Raw genomic sequence first — 15,900 nt, forward strand, 5'->3', positions numbered from 1 at the left:
GAGTTGCACGTCATGCGCGTTTTCGTCACCGGAGCCTCCGGCTGGATCGGCTCCGCCGTCGTCGGCGAACTGCTCACCGCGGGCCACGAGGTCAGCGGCCTGGCCCGCTCGGCCGCGTCCGCCGCGAAGCTCGAAGCGAAGGGTGTCCACGTCCGCCGCGGCGACCTCGACGACCTCGACGGCATCCGCGCCGGCGCGGAGGAGGCCGAGGCCGTCATCCACCTGGCCAACAAGCACGACTTCGCGAACCCGGCCGTGTCGAACGCGGCCGAGCGGGGTGCCGTGCAGACCATCGGCGACGCCCTGGCCGGCAGCGGCCGCCCGTTCCTGCTGGCGTCGGGGATCGCCGGCATCGCGCAGGGGCGGCCGGTGGCCGAGACCGACGCCTCGCCGTTCCACGGCCCGGACGCCCCGCGCGGCGGCAGCGAGAACCTCGCGCTCGAGTTCGCCGGCCAAGGGGTGCACCCGGTGAGCCTGCGGTTCTCGCCGACCGTGCACGGCGCCCGCGACCACGGGTTCATCGCGATCCTCGCCGGGATCGCCCGGCAGAAGGGCGTTTCCGGCTACCCCGGCGACGGGACCAACCGCTGGGCCGCCGTGCACATCAGTGACGCCGCGCGGATGGTCCGGCTCGGCCTGGAGAAGGCGCCCGCCGGTGCCCGCCTGCACGCCGTCGCCGAGGAGGGCGTGCCGACCCGCGAGATCGCCGAGGCGATCGGGCGCGCGTTCGACCTGCCCGTCGCCTCGATCCCGGCCGGCGACGTCCAGGACCACTTCGGGTGGATCGGCACGTTCTTCGCCCTGGACCTCGCCGCGACCAGCGCCGCCACGCAGGAGCTGCTCGGCTGGACCCCGGCCGGGCCGACCCTCGTCGAGGACCTCGCCGCGGGCGCGTACTCGGCGGGGGAGTAGCCGCCGGTCAGCGGCCGAGGACGGCGCGCAGGGCGGGCTGGAGCCGGTCGCCGTGGGCGCGGACGAGGTCGTCGCACAGCTCGAAGATCCGCTCCACCGGCAGCGCCGCCGCGGTGGCGGGGTCGATCATCGCCGCGTGCCGGACGTGGCGCGGATCGTCCTCGACGGCCGCGCGCACGACGAGGTCGTTGACGCCCAGGTACGTCCGGTTGAGCGCGGCCAGCTGCGGCGGCAGCGCGCCGATCCGGGTCGGCCGGACGCCGGTGCCGTCGACCAGGCACGGCACCTCGACCACGCCGCCGGACGGCAGGTTCTCGATCAGGCCCCGGTTGACGACGTTGCCGTAGACCGTCCGCGGCGTGCCCGTCAGGACACTGTGGACGATCTGCGGCGCGTACTCGCCGGTGCCTTCGACCGCCAGCGGCTCGCCGGCCGCGATCGCCCGCCGGGTCCGTTCGTACTCGGCTTCGTTCTCCGCGACGATGCCGAGGTAATCCCCGATCGGCAGCCGCAGGCGCTCGACCTCGCTCTCGTGCCCGAGGTACCAGGGCACGTACTCGGCGGAGTGCTCGCTGGTCTCCGTCGGGTAGTAACCGAGCCGCTGCAGCATGTCGAACCGGACGCGCCGCCGCAGCTGCCCGTCGGACGCGGCCAGCTCCCGCAGCCGCGGGTAGAGGTCGGCGCCCGCGTGCTCGAACCGCAGCACCCACGCCTGGTGGTTGACGCCGGCCGCGACGTAGGTGACCTCGTCGAACGGGACCCCGACGAGCTCGGCGAGCCCGTGCACGGTCCAGTACACCGAGTGGCACAGCCCGACGACCCGGGTCAGGCCGGTGGCTTCGCTCAGGTACTGGACGTTCATCGCCATCGGGTTCGTGTAGTTCAGCAGCCACGCGTCCGGGCAGACGTCGGCGATGTCGTCCCCGAGTGCCTTGAGGAAGGGGAACGTCCGCAGCGCGCGGAAGATCCCGCCGATGCCGAGGGTGTCGCCGATGGTCTGGCGCAGGCCGTAGCGCGCCGGGACCTCGAAGTCGGTGCGCGTCGCGGCGCCCATCCCGATCTGGACCATGTCGACGACGAAGTCCGCGCCCGCCAGGGCTTCCCGCCGGTCCGCGTGCGCGGTCAGCACCGGCTTGGCGCCCCGCACGGCGGCGATGTGCCGGGCCGCGGCCAGCGCGGTGGCCAGCCGGTCCGGGTCGATGTCGTGCAGGGCGACGTGCACGCCGGCGAGCTCCGGGTAGGCGAACAGGTCGGCGAGCAGGCCCTGGGTGAACACGACACTGCCCGCGCCGATGAAAGTGATCTTGGAGGTCATGGGATCCGATCCGAGTTGTGCGAAGGGGACGCCTCAGCCCTTGAGGCCGCTGGAGGTGACCGACTGGATGAACGTCTTCTGCGCGCCGAGGAAGGCCAGCACGGGCAGCACGGTGATGACGTTGCCCGCCATCACCGCGGCCCAGTTCGTGTGGTGCTGGCCCTGGAACGTCGTCAGCCCCAGCTGCAGCGTGTAGGTCGTGTCGTGGTTGACCGCGATCAGCGGCCAGGTCAGGTCGTTCCACGTGCTCAGGAACGTCAGCACGGCCACCGTGCTCAGCGCGGGCCGCGACAGCGGGACCACGATGGTGAACAGCACGCGCAGCCGCGAGCAGCCGTCGATCCACGCCGCCTCTTCGAGCTCCCGGGGCAGCGACAGGAAGAACTGGCGCAGCAGGAACACCGCGAACGGCGTCACCAGCGACGGCACGATGAGCGCGCCGAGGGTGTCGATCAGGCCGAGCTTCTTCATGACCAGGAACGTCGGGATCATGGTGAGCTGGAACGGGATGGCCATGGTCGCGAGCATCAGCGCGAGCAGCGCCCGCGAGCCGGTGAACCGCATCCGCGCGAACGCGTACCCGCCCAGCGTGCCGAACAGCAGGTTCGACACCACGGTCACCGCCGAGACGATCAGCGAGTTCGTGAACCAGCGCACGAACAGCGCGTTCTCCAGCACGTAGCGGTAGCCGGCGAAGTCCACACGGGACGGCCAGAGCGCGGGCGGGAACCGGTTGATCTCGGCGTTGCTCATCACCGAGCTGAGCAGCAGCCACACCAGCGGCGCCGCGAACACCAGCGCCAGCGGCACGAGCAGCAGGTGCCAAGGGCTGAACGGCAGCCGGGGCCGGCGCAGCACGGGCAGCGCGGCACGGGTCGCGGGCACGTCGATTTCGGCGGGCTGGGTCGTCATCGGAGCGCCTCCCCGGGCCGGCGCAGCACGCGAACGACGACCGCGACGGCCGCCAGGGCCAGCGCGAGCACGTAGGCCGACGCCGCGCCGTAGCCGGCGGTGAAGTTCTTGAACGCCTGCTCCCAGACGAAGTAGACGATGACCGTGGTCGAGCCCAGCGGCCCGCCCTTGGTCGTCACGTACACCAGGTCGAACACCTGCAGCGACGTGATCAGCTGCCACAGCACGAGGAACGCCGTCACCGGGGTGACCGCGGGCAGCGTCACGTGCCGGAGCACCCGCCACGTGCCGGCGCCGTCCAGCCGCGCGGCCTCGACCAGCGACGGCGGCACGTCCTGCAGCGCGGCCAGGTAGACCACGACGCAGAAGCCGGTGCCGCTCCACAACGTGATGCCGACCAGCACCAGCAGCGCTTGCGCCGGATCGGTCAGGAAGCCCTGCGGCGACACGCCGAGGTGGTGCAGCGCCGAGTTGGCCGCGCCGAACTGGGGGTCGAGGATGAAGGAGAACAGCACGCCCTGGGCCGTCGCCGACAGCACGAACGGGACGAACACGAGCGTCCGGTAGACGCCGACCAAGCGGATGCGCCGGTTCAGCGCCTGCGCCAGCAGGAAGCCGAAGAGGACGCTGAGCGGGACGTAGAGCACCGTGTACAGCAGGGTGTTCCCCACCGCCTGGGCGAAGTGCGGATCCTGGGCGAGCGCGGCGTAGTTGTCCAGGCCCACCCAGCGGCTCGGCGTCACCAGGTCGTCGGCCTGGAACGACAGCACCAGCGACCAGAGCACGGGCACCACGCCGAGACCGAGGATGATGAGCACGGCGGGCGAGACGTAGGCCCACGCGGCCGCGGTTTCGCGGCGCCGCCGGCTCTTGGTCTGGCGTTGTGCGGGCGTGACGGTGATGGGCCTCGGCAGTCCGGGCATGGCGGCTCCCTATCGCGGAATGATCAGGGCGGCGTTCGCGGCCGCGGCGCAGTCGCGCATCGCGTCGGCCGGCGTCGCCCGGCCGAGCAGGACGGCGACGATCGCGGTGCCGACGGCCTGCGACACCTGGGGGTAGGCCGGGTGCACGGGCCGGACGCGGGCGTTCTCCAGCGCGTCGACGAAGACCGGCAGGCCCGGGGTCTCGGCGGTCTTCTCCTGCCACGCGGGCAACTGCTGGGTCCGGCGGCTGAGCGGGAGGCTGCCCGCGCCGTCGTCCCAGCGGACGTCCTGGGCCGGGTCCGCCAGCCAGGACAGGAAGGTGCGGGCCGCCGCCACGCGCTCTTCGCCGTTGTCGAACAGCGTCCAGGTGTCCGGGCCGGAGATGGTGACCGGACGGCCGCTGAAGCTCGGCAGCGGCACGACCGCGTAGTCGATCCCGGCGTCGGCGATGTCGGGCAGCTGCCACGGCCCGGTCGCGACCATCCCGATGTGCCCGGCTTCGAACGCCTGGTACATCTGCTCGCTGCCGGTCTTCGGGTCGAGGTAGACCGCGTGCGCCGCGGCGAGGTCGCGGACGACCTCGAGGGCACGCACGCCCTGCTCGGCGAACCCGATGCCACGCCCGCCGGCGCCGACGACGTCGCCGCCGAGGTCCCACACCATCGGCCACAGCCGCCACACGGTGTCCTCGTCGCCGGTGGCGGGCCACGCGGTGCCGAAGGTGCCGTCGCCCGGGTCGGTGAGTTTCCGGGCGGTGCCGACGAAGTCGGCCCACGTCCAGCCCGCGGCGGGCAGCGGGATCCCGGCCTTGGCGAACAACTGCTTGTTGCACACCACGGCCAGGGAGTCGAGCAGCGCCGGGACCGCGCGGACGCGGCCGTTGACGGTGACCGCTTCCCGGGCCGGTGCCCAGAAACCGGGGCCCGCGTCGACGAGGCCGGTGACGTCGACGACGCTGGGACTGCGCGCCACGCTGGCGAGGTCCGAGCCGAAGACGTAGGCGATGTCCGGGAACGAGCCCGACGCGAGCGCCGCGGTGACCTTCTGGAGCATCGCGTCGGCGAGGACGCCGCCGCCCAGGTCGATCCGGATCCCGGGGTGGGTCCGGTGGAAGTCCGCGACGAGCGCGTCCAGGACCTTCTTGCCGGTGTCGGTCTGGCCGTGCCAGACCTCGACCGTGACCGGGCCGCCGGTGGCCCGCGCCGGGCCGCACCCGGCGAGGGCGGCACCGAGGGCCAGGCCACCGGCGCCGCGCAGGAATCCGCGGCGGTCCATCAGCCGGTCTTGCCGGGGAACGGGAGAAACATCATCGAAAACTCCGGATGATGGTGGGCACGACCCCGCCTCGGACCGCATGCGGGTCCTGGCGACTCAGTCCGGGCTCGCGGTGAGAACCGACATACCGGCTGGGCATACCTCTGACGTCGGGTGTTCGGTTCGACGTGGACAGCAGTAAAGCGAGCGTGCTCGACCGTGTCAACAGGTCTTGCGGACGTACCCGCTCGACCCCTGGGGCACCACGTAGAGGTCACGCCGGACGATGCTGATCTTGCTCTTCCACTCCGGGCAGGCCTTGCTCATGCCCGAAGCGGTGTACTCGACGTCGACCACGCGGTTGTTGAACGGGCCCGCGTAGTCGGCGCACTCCTCGTACTCGCCGCATTCTTCGGTGACGGCGAAGTCGGGGCCGTTGGCGACCCGGTTGCCGGCCAGCTCCGGGGTGTTCTTCTGGGCGATGGCGAGGTTCTTGCCGTGCGCGCGGGCGGAGAGGAGCTTGATGTACTCCTGCGCGTGCGTGGTGGTGAGCAGGTTCTTGGACCGGCTGTAGCTGTCGTAGTTGTCCGGCTCGATCGCCTGGTAGCCCTTCGACGCGCAGGTGTCGATCCAGCCGCCGACCTTGGCCGCCACCCGGCTGCGCTTGTCGGCGGTGCGCAGGTCGAGCAGGGTTTCCTTCCAGTCGGGGTCGACGACTTTGTTGCCGTTCGAATCGCGCAGCAGCAGGTCGCTCGGCCAGTCGCCGTCCGCGCCTTCCTGCGCCTGGAAAGCGTTGAGGTAGCAGATGTTGTACTTGCCGCTCGCGGGCGCCGCGGACATGTCGCGGCTGACGATCTGCACACCCGACGGCGGGGTGTAGGCGCCACCGATCTGGTAGTCGAACCCGGCGGCCTGCGGGGGCAGGGTGACCGCGGCGGACGCCGGCGCGGCGGCCGCGGTGAGCGTGCCGACGGCGAGTGCGCCCGCCGCCGCGAAGGAAGCGAATCGGTTGCCGTGGACGGGGAGGGAACGCTTCATCCGGAACTCCGTCATCGTCGGGGCTGTTGTCGGCGAAAGGTAGGCAGGACGATCACCGCGGTCAACGAAACGCGCATTCGCGATGCGCGTTTCAGCGGTCCTTGCCGGAACCGGTCTCGACGACGGTGACCCGGACGCCCGCCCGGCGGATCGCCGCCACCGCCCCGGGCGCGGCGGAGGAATCGGTGATGACCTCGTGCACGTCCTGGATGTCACCCATCCGGGCGAGGGTGGTGCGCCCGAGCTTGCTGCCGTCGGCCAGGACGACCACTCGCTGGGCGCGACCGAGCATGGCGCGGTTGGTGCGGGCCTCGTTTTCGTCGTGCGTGGTGATGCCCGCCGTCGCGTCGATGCCGTCCACGCCGACGAACGCCGTGCCGACGCTGATCGAGGCCAGCACGTGCTCGGCCCACGGGCCGACCAGCTCGTAGGACTGCGGCCGGGCGACGCCGCCGACGACGACCAGCTTCAGCCGGGGGTGCAGGGCCAGGTCCATCGCGATGTTCAACGCGTTCGTGACCACCGTCAGATCCGCCCGGCCCGGCAGCTCCCTGGCGAGCTCGCTCGTGGTGGAGCCGCCGGTGAGGGCGATGACGTGCGGCCCGGTCGGCAGCGTGCGGATCGCCGCGTGCACGATCGCGCGTTTGGCATCGCGGGACCGGCCTTCCCGGTACGGCGGCGGCACCTCGTTCGTGCGCCCGCGGGGCCGGGCGCCGCCGTGGGTGCGGGTCAGCAGCCGCTGTTCCTCCAGTTTGGCCAGATCGCGCCGCAGCGTGGCGGAGGAGACGCCGAACCGGGCGCTGAGCTCGCCCACGTGCAGCGAGCCGGTGTCCGCGAGCACCCGCAACAGCTCCGAGAGCCGCTCGGCCCGGGTGGTGCGCCGTTTCCGCGTGGGCATGGGGCCGAGCCTACGACAGCCGGCGAAACGCTCACTCCGGATGCGCATTTGGACACCAGAGCTTGCCCCCGCGCCGGGGCGCGGATGAGTCTCCGGGAGGACGACCCGGAAATCGGAGGCAGCACCTATGCACAGCAGCGGGCGGTGGTCCGGCGACAGCCGGACCGCGCGGGAGATCGGGCAGCAGCCCGCCACCTGGCGCCGGGTGGCGGATGCCGTGCGGCGGGCCCGGCCGGAAATCGACACGCTGATCGGGCCGCCCGGCCGGCGGATCGTGCTCACCGGTGCGGGTACGTCGGCGTTCATCGGCGAGGTCGTCGCCCGCGATCTCGCGCGTCACCTCGGCCGGCCGGTCGAGGCGATCGCGACCACGGAGATCGTCGCCGATCCCCTGGCCGTGGTGGTGGACGACCGGCCGATCCTCCTGGTGTCCTTCGCGCGCAGCGGCAACAGCCCCGAGTCCGTCGCGGCGGCGGACCTGCTGGACCGGCTGACGCCCGGGCTGCGGCACCTGGTGATCACGTGCGACCCGGGGGGACAGCTGGCGCAGCGGTGGTCGGATACCGCCGACGCCGTCGTGGTGGCCCTGCCGGACGAGGTCAACGACCGCGGGTTCGCGATGACGTCCTCGTTCACCGGGATGGCGCTGGCAGCGCTGCTCGCCTTCGGCGTGGACGTCGACGTCGAGGCGCTGGCGCGCGCCGGGACGGCGGTGCTCGACGGTGCCACCGAACACGCGTCGGCGATTTCCGGCGCCAAGCCGGCCCGGCTGGTGTTCCTGGGCTCCGGGCCGCTCCGCGGGCTGGCCCGGGAGGCCGCGCTCAAGTGCCTGGAGCTGACCCGGGGCGAAGTGGTCGGCATCGCCGATTCCGCGCTGGGCTTCCGGCACGGCCCGAAGTCGGTGCTCGACGAGCGCACCGTCGCCGTCGTCTTCCGCTCCACCGATCCGCACGCCCGGCGGTACGACGAGGACATCGCGCGCGAGCTGGTGCAGTCGCTCGGCGACGAGCGGGTGGTCGTGGTGGGCGGGGACGACAGCGCCGAGTGCGGGGGCGCCCGGGTCTGGCCCGTGCCCTCGCCACCGGGCCTGCCCGTGGCCGGTTACGCGCTGCTCGCCGTGCTCGCGGCCCAGACCACGGCGCTGGCGTGCTCCCTCGCCTTGGGCGTCACGCCGGACAACCCGTTCCCCGGCGGGGAAGTGAACCGCGTCGTGCAGGGTGTGGTCATCCACGACTTCGTTCCTCCGGAGGTGAGCTGAAGTGTTCCTCGGTGTCGACGGTGGCGGGACGAAGACCGCTTTCTGCCTGATGGGTCTCGACGGCCAGGTCGTCGCGGAAGCCAGGACCGCGAGCGTGTACTACCTCAGCGAAGGGGTGCAGATCGTCGAACCCCTGTTGCGCCAAGGGATCGGGGAAGCCTGCCAGGCTGCCGGTGTCCAGGTCGCGGACATCGCCTACGCCTTCTTCGGCCTGCCCGCCTACGGGGAGATCAGCGCCGACGTGCCGGTGCTCGACGCGATACCCGCCCGGATCCTCGGCTCGCGGAACTACCGCTGCGGCAACGACATGATCTGCGGCTGGGCCGGGTCGCTGGGGGCGATCGACGGCATCAACGTCGTCGCCGGGACCGGCTCGATCGCCTACGGCGAACACGACGGCCGGCAGTGGCGCGGTGGTGGCTGGAGCGAGCTGTTCGGTGACGAAGGCTCCGGCTACTGGGTCGCGATCCAGGGCCTCAACGCCTTCAGCCGGATGGTCGACGGACGGCTGCCCGCCGGCCCGCTCGCCGGGGAAATGCGCCAGGCCCTCGGGCTGGCCGCCGACTTCGACGCGATCGACGTCGTGGTGAACCGGTGGCACGGCGACCGGGGCCGGATCGCGAACCTGAGCAAGGTCGTCGTCCGCGCCGCGGAGGCCGGTGACGCCGTCGCGACCGGCGTGCTCCGGGAGGCCGGACGCGAGCTTGCGCTGCTCGTGGACGTCGGCCGGGCGGCGCTGGAATTCGAGGCTGCGCAACGGGTCCCGGTGTCGTACTCCGGTGGCGTGTTCGGGTCGGCGCACGTGCTGTCGTCGTTCCGCGACGCGCTGTCGCTCGAATACGACCTGCGGGAGCCCCTGCTGGAACCGCACATCGGCGCCGCGCTCTACGCGGCGCGCCTGCACGGGCACCCGTTGCGTGCCGAGCAGGTCCGCCCGGCCGCGTCCCTGCCGCACTGAGGAGCCGAGATGTCGTTCACCCGTACGAACAGCTGGATCCCCTACGCCGGGCTGCTGGTGTTGTTCTGGGGCGTGTGGGGGGCCATTTCCAGCCTGCCCACCAAGCTCTACGCCTACCCCGACCCGATGGTCTACGTGGTCTGGGCGCTGACCATGCTCGTCCCCGCGTGGTTCTCCCTGCGCGGCAAGAAGTTCGACCGCGGCCGGGTCGCGGCCGGGTACGGGCTGGCGATCGGGCTCACCGGGGCGGGCGGGCAGCTGCTGCTGTTCAAGGCCCTCACGATCGGACCGGCCTACGTGATCTTCCCGATCGTCGCGCTGTCGCCCGCCGTCACCGTGCTGCTGGCGTTCGCCGCGCTGCGGGAGCGGCTCGGCGGGTGGTCGTGGGCCGGCGTGCTGCTCGCGCTCGTCGCCGTGGTCCTGTTCTCGGTGTCCACAGGGGACGGTGGCGACCGCGGGTGGCTCTACCTGGTGCTGGCCGTTCTGGTGTGCGTGGCGTGGGGCGTCCAGGCGTTCTTCATGCGCAAGGCCGCGCTCGCCGGCGTGGACGACGCTTCGACGTTCGGCTGGATGACCGTCAGCGGGCTGCTGCTGATCCCGGTCGCCGTGCTGATGATGGGCGGGCTCCCGCTGGGCTTCCCGTGGCAGGCGCCCGCGCTCACCGCGGGTACTCAGCTGCTCAACGCGGTCGGCGCGCTGTTCCTCGTGATGGCGATGAGCCGGGGCAAGGCGTCGATCGTGGCGCCGGTGACCAACGCCCTCGCGCCCGTGCTGACCATCGTGCTGTCGCTCGCGCTCTTCGGCGCCGCCCCCACCGGGTTCCAGCTCGCGGGCATCGTGCTGGCCCTCGTCGGCTCGACCCTGATGGTGTACCGCGCGGAGAAGTCCACGGAGCTGGTCCCCGGCGGCGCGGTGTCATGACGCGGCGGATCCTCACCGTCACCCTGAACCCCGCCATCGACGTGACCTACCGGGTGGACGTGCTGCGCGTGGGGGAGACCGTGCGGGTGCCGGACGTCCGCTCCCGCGCCGGCGGCAAGGGCGTGAACGTCGCGGCGGTGGTCCGGGCGCTGGGTGGCGAGAGCGTGGTGCTGGCTCTGACCACGACCCGGACGCCCGACGAGTTCGCGGACGGCCTGGCCGGGCTGGGCCTCGCGCACCGGCTCGTGCCCGCGCTGCCCGCGGTGCGGCGGACCGTCGCGGTGGTGACCCGCGCCGGCGGCACGACGATGTTGCAGGAGAACGGCTTCCCGGCCGGCGGGACGGCCGAAGCGGGCATCTTCACCGCCCTCCGCGCCGAGCTCGCGGCCGGGGCGGGAGCCGTCGTGATCTCCGGCAGCGTGCCCGCCGGGCTGGCCGCCGACGTCCCCGCGAAGCTGGCTCGGCTGTGCGCCCGGCACGACGTGCCGGTCATCGCCGACGTCTCCGGCGCCGCGCTCCGCGAGGCCGCCGGGAGTGGCGCGGTGCTCATGCCGAACGAAGACGAGCTTGCGGACCTGGCCGGGCCGGGGCTCGAAGCCTGCGAAGACCTCGTGGCCGCCGGAACGCCGGCGGTGGTGGCGACCTTCGGTCCCGGAGGCGCGGTCGCCGTCACCGACCGCGGCGCCTGGCGCGCCCGGCCGGCCGAAGTCGTCTCCGGCAATTCCGCCGGGGCCGGTGACGCGGGCGCCGCGGCCCTGGCCATGCACCTGACGGCGTCCGAAGTGGACTGGCCGGTGGCGCTGGCGGACGTGGTCGCCACGTCGGCCGCCGCGGTGCTGCGGCCGGTCGCCGGCGAGATCGACGCCGACGCCAGGGACAAGTGGATCCCTGCGGTGGAAGTGGAGAGGATCCGATGAACTGGACCGCCTTGCTGGACGACCTGCGGGCGCAGCGGCGCGCGATCGGGGCGTTCAACGCGATCCTGATCGAGCACGCCGAAGCCGTCGTGGCCGGCGCGGAACTGAGCGGGCTCCCGGTGATCCTGCAGATCTCGCAGAACGCCGTCCGCTACCACGGTTCGCTCGCGCCGTTCGCGGCTGCCTGCCTCCGGCTGGCCGAGACCGCGACCGTGCCCGTCCTGGTCCACCTCGACCACGTCGAGGACGAGCAGCTGATCCGCGAGGGGCTCGACCTGGGCATCACGTCGGTCATGTTCGACGCCGCCGCGTTGCCCTACACCGAAAACGTGGCCCGGACCCGAGCCGTCACCGAACGCTGCCACGCCGTGGGCTGCCGCGTCGAGGCGGAACTCGGCGAGGTCGGCGGCAAGGACGGCGCCCACGCCCCGGGCGTGCGCACGGACCCGGCCGAGGCCGCGGAGTTCGTCGCCGCGACCGGGGTGGACTCGCTCGCGGTGGCCGTCGGCTCGTCGCACGCCATGGCCGACCGCAGCGCGGTCCTCGACGATGAACTGATCGCCGCGCTCGCCCGCACTGTCCCGGTGCCGCTCGTGCTGCACGGTTCCTCGGGCGTGCCCGACGAGGGCCTGCGCGGGGCGGTGGCGAGCGGGATCGTCAAGGTCAACATCGGCACCCGGCTGAACCAGGTGCTCACCGACGCCGTCCGCTCGACGCTCGGGACGCACACGGCCCTCACCGACCCCCGCCGCTACCTGGCGCCCGGCCGGGACGCGGTCCGGGACGAGGTGGCCAGGCTGCTCACCCTGCTCGCGAAATGACGGCAGCCGGTGAAACTTTCCCTGCCGTGGCCGGGGGAACGCCTGCCGGCGAACACGTCGAACCCGACGGGTGACCAGCGGCGATCCGCCGGCGTGCGGGCGCGCTGGTTCTCCTTGGGGTGCGGCCGTCTTTTGAAGTCGCGGAGCCGTCTTGCCACGCTGAGGGGGAATGTCCGCTGGGCGCTGGAGGCGAGCATGCAACGAGGCGGGACGACGGCCCGGGCGACCGGACTCCTCGTGGCCGTGCTGGCCGCGCTGACCACGCTGGCCGCGGTCGTGCTCGCGGCGGGACCCGCCTTCGCCCGGCCACGGGACGACACGCCGGCCAATCCGTACCAGCGCGGCCCCGATCCGACGGTGGCGATGATCGAGTCGAGCACCGGCCCGTTCGCGACGGCGTCGGCGAGTGTCCCGGCGGGCCACGGGTTCAACGGCGGAACGGTGTACTACCCGACCGACACCAGCCTCGGCACCTGGGGTGCGCTGGCGATCGTGCCCGGCTATTCCGCGTTGTTCGCCAACGAGGAAGCGTGGATGGGGCCGTGGCTGTCCTCGTTCGGGTTCGTGGTGATCGGCGTGGAGACCATAAGCCGCACCGACAGCGCCGACGCGCGCGGCACCGAACTGCTGGCCGCGCTCGACTACCTGACGACGCAGAGCCCGGTGCGCGACCGGGTCGACCCGAACCGGCTGGCCGTGCTCGGCCATTCCGCGGGCGGGGCCGGGGCGATGCTCGCGGCGGAGAGCCGGCCCACGCTCAAGGCGGCGATCGGGCTCGCGCCCGGCTCACCGGTGGGGAACCTGTCGCTGGCCACGGACAAGGTGCCGACGATGGTGCTCGGCGGGCAGAACGACGCCGTGGTCACGCCGTCCTACCTCAGCGGCCTCTACGCCACCATGCCCGCTTCGACGCAGAGCCTGTTCGCCCAGATCGCCGGGGCCGACCACGTCTACTACACCCATCCCAACAACGTCGAGATGAAACTGCTGATCCCGTGGCTGAAAACCTTCCTGGACAGTGACACCCGGTACTCGCCGTTCCTGTGCCCGGCGCCGCCCGATCCGCGTTCCATCTCGATCTACGCGCCGAAGTGCCCGTACGTGCCCGGCGGCGGCACGCCGCCGGGAGACGGGAACACCGGCCCGGTGCACGCGGTGGGCGCGGCCAAGTGCCTCGCCGCGCCCGGCACGTCGGGCACCCAGGTGACCATCGGCGCGTGTGACGGCCGGGCCGGGCAGACCTGGACGCGGACCGCCGCCGCGCAGCTGACCGTCACGCCGGCCGGCACGCCGCTGTGCCTCGACGCCTCCGGCCAGGGCACCAGTCCCGGCACGAAGGTGATCGTCTGGTCCTGCAACGGCCAGGCCAACCAGCAGTGGACGATCAACCCCGACGGCACCGTCACCGCGGCGCGGTCCGGGCTGTGCCTGGACGTGACCGGTGCGTCCACCGCCGACGGCGCCCCGGTCGAACTGTGGACCTGCAACGGCGGCAGCAACCAGCGGTGGAGCCTCGGCTGACGCCGGCCGGCCAACGGCCCGGACGTTGTTCCGGGCGTGCCGCAGGTGCTATACCGGGCAGCAGCCCGGTGTCGCGCCGACGCGATGCCACGAACGACCGGAGTGTCTGGTGGCCAACCGTGCTGTGCGCTCGTCCGCCGTCGTCGCGGCCCTCACCGCGCCCGTTCTCCTGCTGGGGACCGCGACCGCCGTGGCCGCTCCCGGCCCACCGCCAGGGCGGCAGCTGACGATCGAAACCGTCTCGAACCCGCGGCCCGCCCTCGTCAGCGGGGGACAGGTCCTGGTCAGGGTCGCCCCGGCGGAAAAGCGGGTCACCGTCAGCGCCAACGGCCACGACGTCACCCCGGCGTTCCACGCCCAGCCCGACGGCAGCCTGCTCGGCCTGGTCACCGGCCTGCGCGACGGCGTCAACGACCTGAGCGCCCGCGCGAACGGCCGCGGCGCGCACCTGCGCGTCACCAATCACCCGATCACCGGTCCCGTCTTCTCCGGCGCCCAGCAGCACCCGTTCTACTGCGAGACGGAGGCGTTCGGCCTGCCCGCGGCGCAGCAGCCGCTCTGCAGCGCGCCGACCCAGGTGAGCTACCAGTACCGGACCACCGCCGGGACGTTCGCGCCGCTGGCGGACCCGGCGACCCGGCCCGCGGACCTCGTGACGGCCACGGTCGGCGGCCGCGCGGTGCCGTACGTGGTCCGCGTCGAGCGCGGCACGATCGACCGCGCCGTCTACGAGATCGCGGCGCTCTACGACGGCCCGCCGTCGCCCGTCGCGCCGGAGGGCGGCTGGAACGGGAAGCTGGTCTACACCTTCGGCGGCGGCTGCAACGCGGGCTACCACCAGGGCACCTCGACCGGCGGGGTCGTCAACGACCTGTTCCTGGGCCGGGGCTACGCGGTCGCGTCGTCGACCCTGAACGTGCTCGACACCAACTGCAGCCCGATCATCTCGGCCGAGGCGGCGATGATGGTGAAGGAGCACTTCGCCGAGACCTACGGCCCGGTCGCCCACACCATCGGCTGGGGTGGCTCGGGTGGGGCGATCCAGCAGTACGACATCGCGGAGAACTACCCCGGCATCGTCGACGGCATCATCCCCGGCGTCTCGTTCCCGGACCCGCTGAGCACCGGCGGCCCGGTGTCGGACTGCCGCCTGCTGGAGCGGTACTTCGCCGGGCCGGGCGCGTCGTTCACCGCGGCGCAGAAGCAGGCCGTCGCGGGTTTCGCCAGTTACGACACCTGCGTCTCCTGGGACAAGACCTTCGCCAGCCGCGCGACCGCGACCGGCAGCTGCAACGCGGCCATCCCGGTCGCGGCGCGGTGGGATCCGGTCACGAACCCGGGCGGGGTGAAGTGCAACTCCAATGAGCAGCTGGTCAACCAGCTCGGCCGGGACCCGCGGACCGGGTTCGTGCGCAGCCCGCTGGACACCACCGGCGTGCAGTACGGCCTGAACGCGCTGAAGGCCGGGACGATCACCGCGGCGCAGTTCGCCGACCTCAACGCCGGCATCGGCGGCCTGGACTACACCGGAACGCCGGTGCCGCAGCGGATCGCGGCCGATCCGCGGGCGCTGGCCACGGTCTACGCCGAGGACATCGTGAACTCCGCGTCGCAAGGGTTGCGGGAGACGCCGATCATCGACCAGCGGACCGACCTCGACTTCGCCGGGTTCGGCAACGACATCCACACCACCGAGTGGTCCTACGTCCTGCGGCAACGGCTTCTGCGGGCCAACGGCACGGCGGCCAACCAGGTCATCATCGAAAACCACCCCACCGCGGCCGAAGCGGGAGCGGCCAGTGCCTACGAGCTCGACGCCATGGACCGCTGGCTGACCGCGATCGACGCCGACCGTTCGCACCGCAGCCGTCAGCAGAAGGTGCTGGCGAACCGCCCGGGCGATCTCGGCGACGGGTGCTACCTCTCCGCCGCGTCGCGCATCACCGAGCCGCTGACGTACCCCGCGAGCGGCCAGTGCGGCGCGCAGTACCCCGTCGCGACCAACACCCGGATGGTCGCGGGGGAGAGCCTGGCCCTCGACGTGCTGAAGTGCCGGCTGAAGCCGCTGGACTTCCGCGACTACCCGGTCACCTTCACCGCGGCGGACCGGCAGCGGCTGCGGGCGGCGTTCCCCTCCGGAGTGTGCGACTACAGCCGTCCGGGCGTGGGGCAACGGCCCCCGATCGGCACCTGGCTGAGCTACGGCGACGAACGGACCGGCACCACCCCGCCGACGAAGCCGCGGTAATTGC

At 72.5% G+C, this 15,900-nt stretch carries 14 protein-coding genes; 8 read left to right on the forward strand and 6 right to left on the reverse strand.

Annotated features, from left to right (window positions below; all coding sequences use genetic code 11):
• Positions 1-12: 12 nt before the first annotated feature.
• Positions 13-912 (forward strand): SDR family oxidoreductase, encoded by a 900-nt coding sequence (locus tag AB0M93_RS02625; protein ID WP_364267596.1) that lies wholly within the window; start codon positions 13-15, stop codon positions 910-912.
• Positions 913-919: 7 nt separating this feature from the next.
• Here the strand turns inward: AB0M93_RS02625 and AB0M93_RS02630 are convergent, their stop codons facing one another.
• The 6 genes from AB0M93_RS02630 to AB0M93_RS02655 all read right to left on the reverse strand — a co-directional run bounded on the left by AB0M93_RS02630 (position 920) and on the right by AB0M93_RS02655 (position 7,252).
• Complete coding sequence (locus tag AB0M93_RS02630; protein ID WP_364267599.1) at positions 920-2,227, reverse strand: alpha-glucosidase/alpha-galactosidase; 1,308 nt, start codon at positions 2,225-2,227, stop codon at positions 920-922.
• Between the two features lie 33 nt (positions 2,228-2,260).
• A complete protein-coding gene (locus AB0M93_RS02635; protein ID WP_364267602.1) occupies positions 2,261-3,139 on the reverse strand; it encodes a carbohydrate ABC transporter permease in 879 nt (292 codons plus the stop codon).
• Positions 3,136-4,062, reverse strand: a complete 927-nt coding sequence (locus AB0M93_RS02640) for a sugar ABC transporter permease (RefSeq protein WP_364267605.1) — start codon at positions 4,060-4,062, stop codon at positions 3,136-3,138. The genes AB0M93_RS02635 and AB0M93_RS02640 overlap by 4 nt, the downstream gene beginning before the upstream one ends.
• A gap of 9 nt (positions 4,063-4,071) precedes the next feature.
• Complete coding sequence (locus AB0M93_RS02645) at positions 4,072-5,337, reverse strand: ABC transporter substrate-binding protein (RefSeq protein WP_364267608.1); 1,266 nt, start codon at positions 5,335-5,337, stop codon at positions 4,072-4,074.
• Between the two features lie 201 nt (positions 5,338-5,538).
• Positions 5,539-6,354, reverse strand: a complete 816-nt coding sequence (locus AB0M93_RS02650; protein WP_364267611.1) for an endo alpha-1,4 polygalactosaminidase — start codon at positions 6,352-6,354, stop codon at positions 5,539-5,541.
• Positions 6,355-6,445: 91 nt separating this feature from the next.
• Entirely contained in the window at positions 6,446-7,252 is an 807-nt protein-coding gene (locus AB0M93_RS02655) for a DeoR/GlpR family DNA-binding transcription regulator (RefSeq protein ID WP_364267614.1), read from the reverse strand.
• Positions 7,253-7,379: 127 nt separating this feature from the next.
• Between AB0M93_RS02655 and AB0M93_RS02660 the strand changes: the two genes are divergently transcribed.
• From AB0M93_RS02660 to AB0M93_RS02690, 7 genes are all read left to right on the forward strand, one after another.
• Entirely contained in the window at positions 7,380-8,510 is a 1,131-nt protein-coding gene (locus tag AB0M93_RS02660) for an SIS domain-containing protein (RefSeq protein ID WP_364267617.1), read from the forward strand.
• A gap of 1 nt (position 8,511) precedes the next feature.
• Positions 8,512-9,468, forward strand: a complete 957-nt coding sequence (locus AB0M93_RS02665; protein ID WP_364267620.1) for a BadF/BadG/BcrA/BcrD ATPase family protein — start codon at positions 8,512-8,514, stop codon at positions 9,466-9,468.
• Positions 9,469-9,477: 9 nt separating this feature from the next.
• Positions 9,478-10,389: a DMT family transporter gene (locus AB0M93_RS02670; protein WP_364267623.1), complete on the forward strand. Its 912-nt coding sequence runs from the start codon at positions 9,478-9,480 to the stop codon at positions 10,387-10,389.
• Complete coding sequence (locus tag AB0M93_RS02675) at positions 10,386-11,306, forward strand: PfkB family carbohydrate kinase (protein ID WP_364267626.1); 921 nt, start codon at positions 10,386-10,388, stop codon at positions 11,304-11,306. The genes AB0M93_RS02670 and AB0M93_RS02675 overlap by 4 nt, the downstream gene beginning before the upstream one ends.
• Positions 11,303-12,127 (forward strand): class II fructose-bisphosphate aldolase, encoded by an 825-nt coding sequence (locus AB0M93_RS02680; protein ID WP_364267629.1) that lies wholly within the window; start codon positions 11,303-11,305, stop codon positions 12,125-12,127. The genes AB0M93_RS02675 and AB0M93_RS02680 overlap by 4 nt, the downstream gene beginning before the upstream one ends.
• Positions 12,128-12,322: 195 nt before the next feature.
• On the forward strand, positions 12,323-13,648 hold the full coding sequence (locus AB0M93_RS02685) for an RICIN domain-containing protein (protein WP_364267632.1): 1,326 nt from the start codon (positions 12,323-12,325) through the stop codon (positions 13,646-13,648).
• Between the two features lie 109 nt (positions 13,649-13,757).
• Positions 13,758-15,896, forward strand: coding sequence for a DUF6351 family protein (locus AB0M93_RS02690; protein ID WP_364267635.1), 2,139 nt, complete (start codon positions 13,758-13,760; stop codon positions 15,894-15,896).
• Positions 15,897-15,900 lie beyond the last annotated feature (4 nt).

The organism is Amycolatopsis sp. NPDC051102, from assembly GCF_040682815.1.
Classification (GTDB): domain Bacteria; phylum Actinomycetota; class Actinomycetes; order Mycobacteriales; family Pseudonocardiaceae; genus Amycolatopsis.

Bases quoted from the DNA above. Each gene is read 5' to 3' on its own strand.
- AB0M93_RS02680 (WP_364267629.1), top strand. From the start codon at position 11,303: ATGAACTGGACCGCCTTGCTGGACGACCTGCGGGCGCAGCGGCGCGCG.
- AB0M93_RS02625 (WP_364267596.1), top strand. From the start codon at position 13: ATGCGCGTTTTCGTCACCGGAGCCTCCGGCTGGATCGGCTCCGCCGTC.
- AB0M93_RS02670 (WP_364267623.1), top strand. From the start codon at position 9,478: ATGTCGTTCACCCGTACGAACAGCTGGATCCCCTACGCCGGGCTGCTG.
- AB0M93_RS02660 (WP_364267617.1), top strand. From the start codon at position 7,380: ATGCACAGCAGCGGGCGGTGGTCCGGCGACAGCCGGACCGCGCGGGAG.
- AB0M93_RS02675 (WP_364267626.1), top strand. From the start codon at position 10,386: ATGACGCGGCGGATCCTCACCGTCACCCTGAACCCCGCCATCGACGTG.
- AB0M93_RS02655 (WP_364267614.1), bottom strand. From the start codon at position 7,252: ATGCCCACGCGGAAACGGCGCACCACCCGGGCCGAGCGGCTCTCGGAG.
- AB0M93_RS02685 (WP_364267632.1), top strand. From the start codon at position 12,323: ATGCAACGAGGCGGGACGACGGCCCGGGCGACCGGACTCCTCGTGGCC.
- AB0M93_RS02640 (WP_364267605.1), bottom strand. From the start codon at position 4,062: ATGCCCGGACTGCCGAGGCCCATCACCGTCACGCCCGCACAACGCCAG.
- AB0M93_RS02635 (WP_364267602.1), bottom strand. From the start codon at position 3,139: ATGACGACCCAGCCCGCCGAAATCGACGTGCCCGCGACCCGTGCCGCG.
- AB0M93_RS02630 (WP_364267599.1), bottom strand. From the start codon at position 2,227: ATGACCTCCAAGATCACTTTCATCGGCGCGGGCAGTGTCGTGTTCACC.
- AB0M93_RS02645 (WP_364267608.1), bottom strand. From the start codon at position 5,337: ATGGACCGCCGCGGATTCCTGCGCGGCGCCGGTGGCCTGGCCCTCGGT.
- AB0M93_RS02650 (WP_364267611.1), bottom strand. From the start codon at position 6,354: ATGAAGCGTTCCCTCCCCGTCCACGGCAACCGATTCGCTTCCTTCGCG.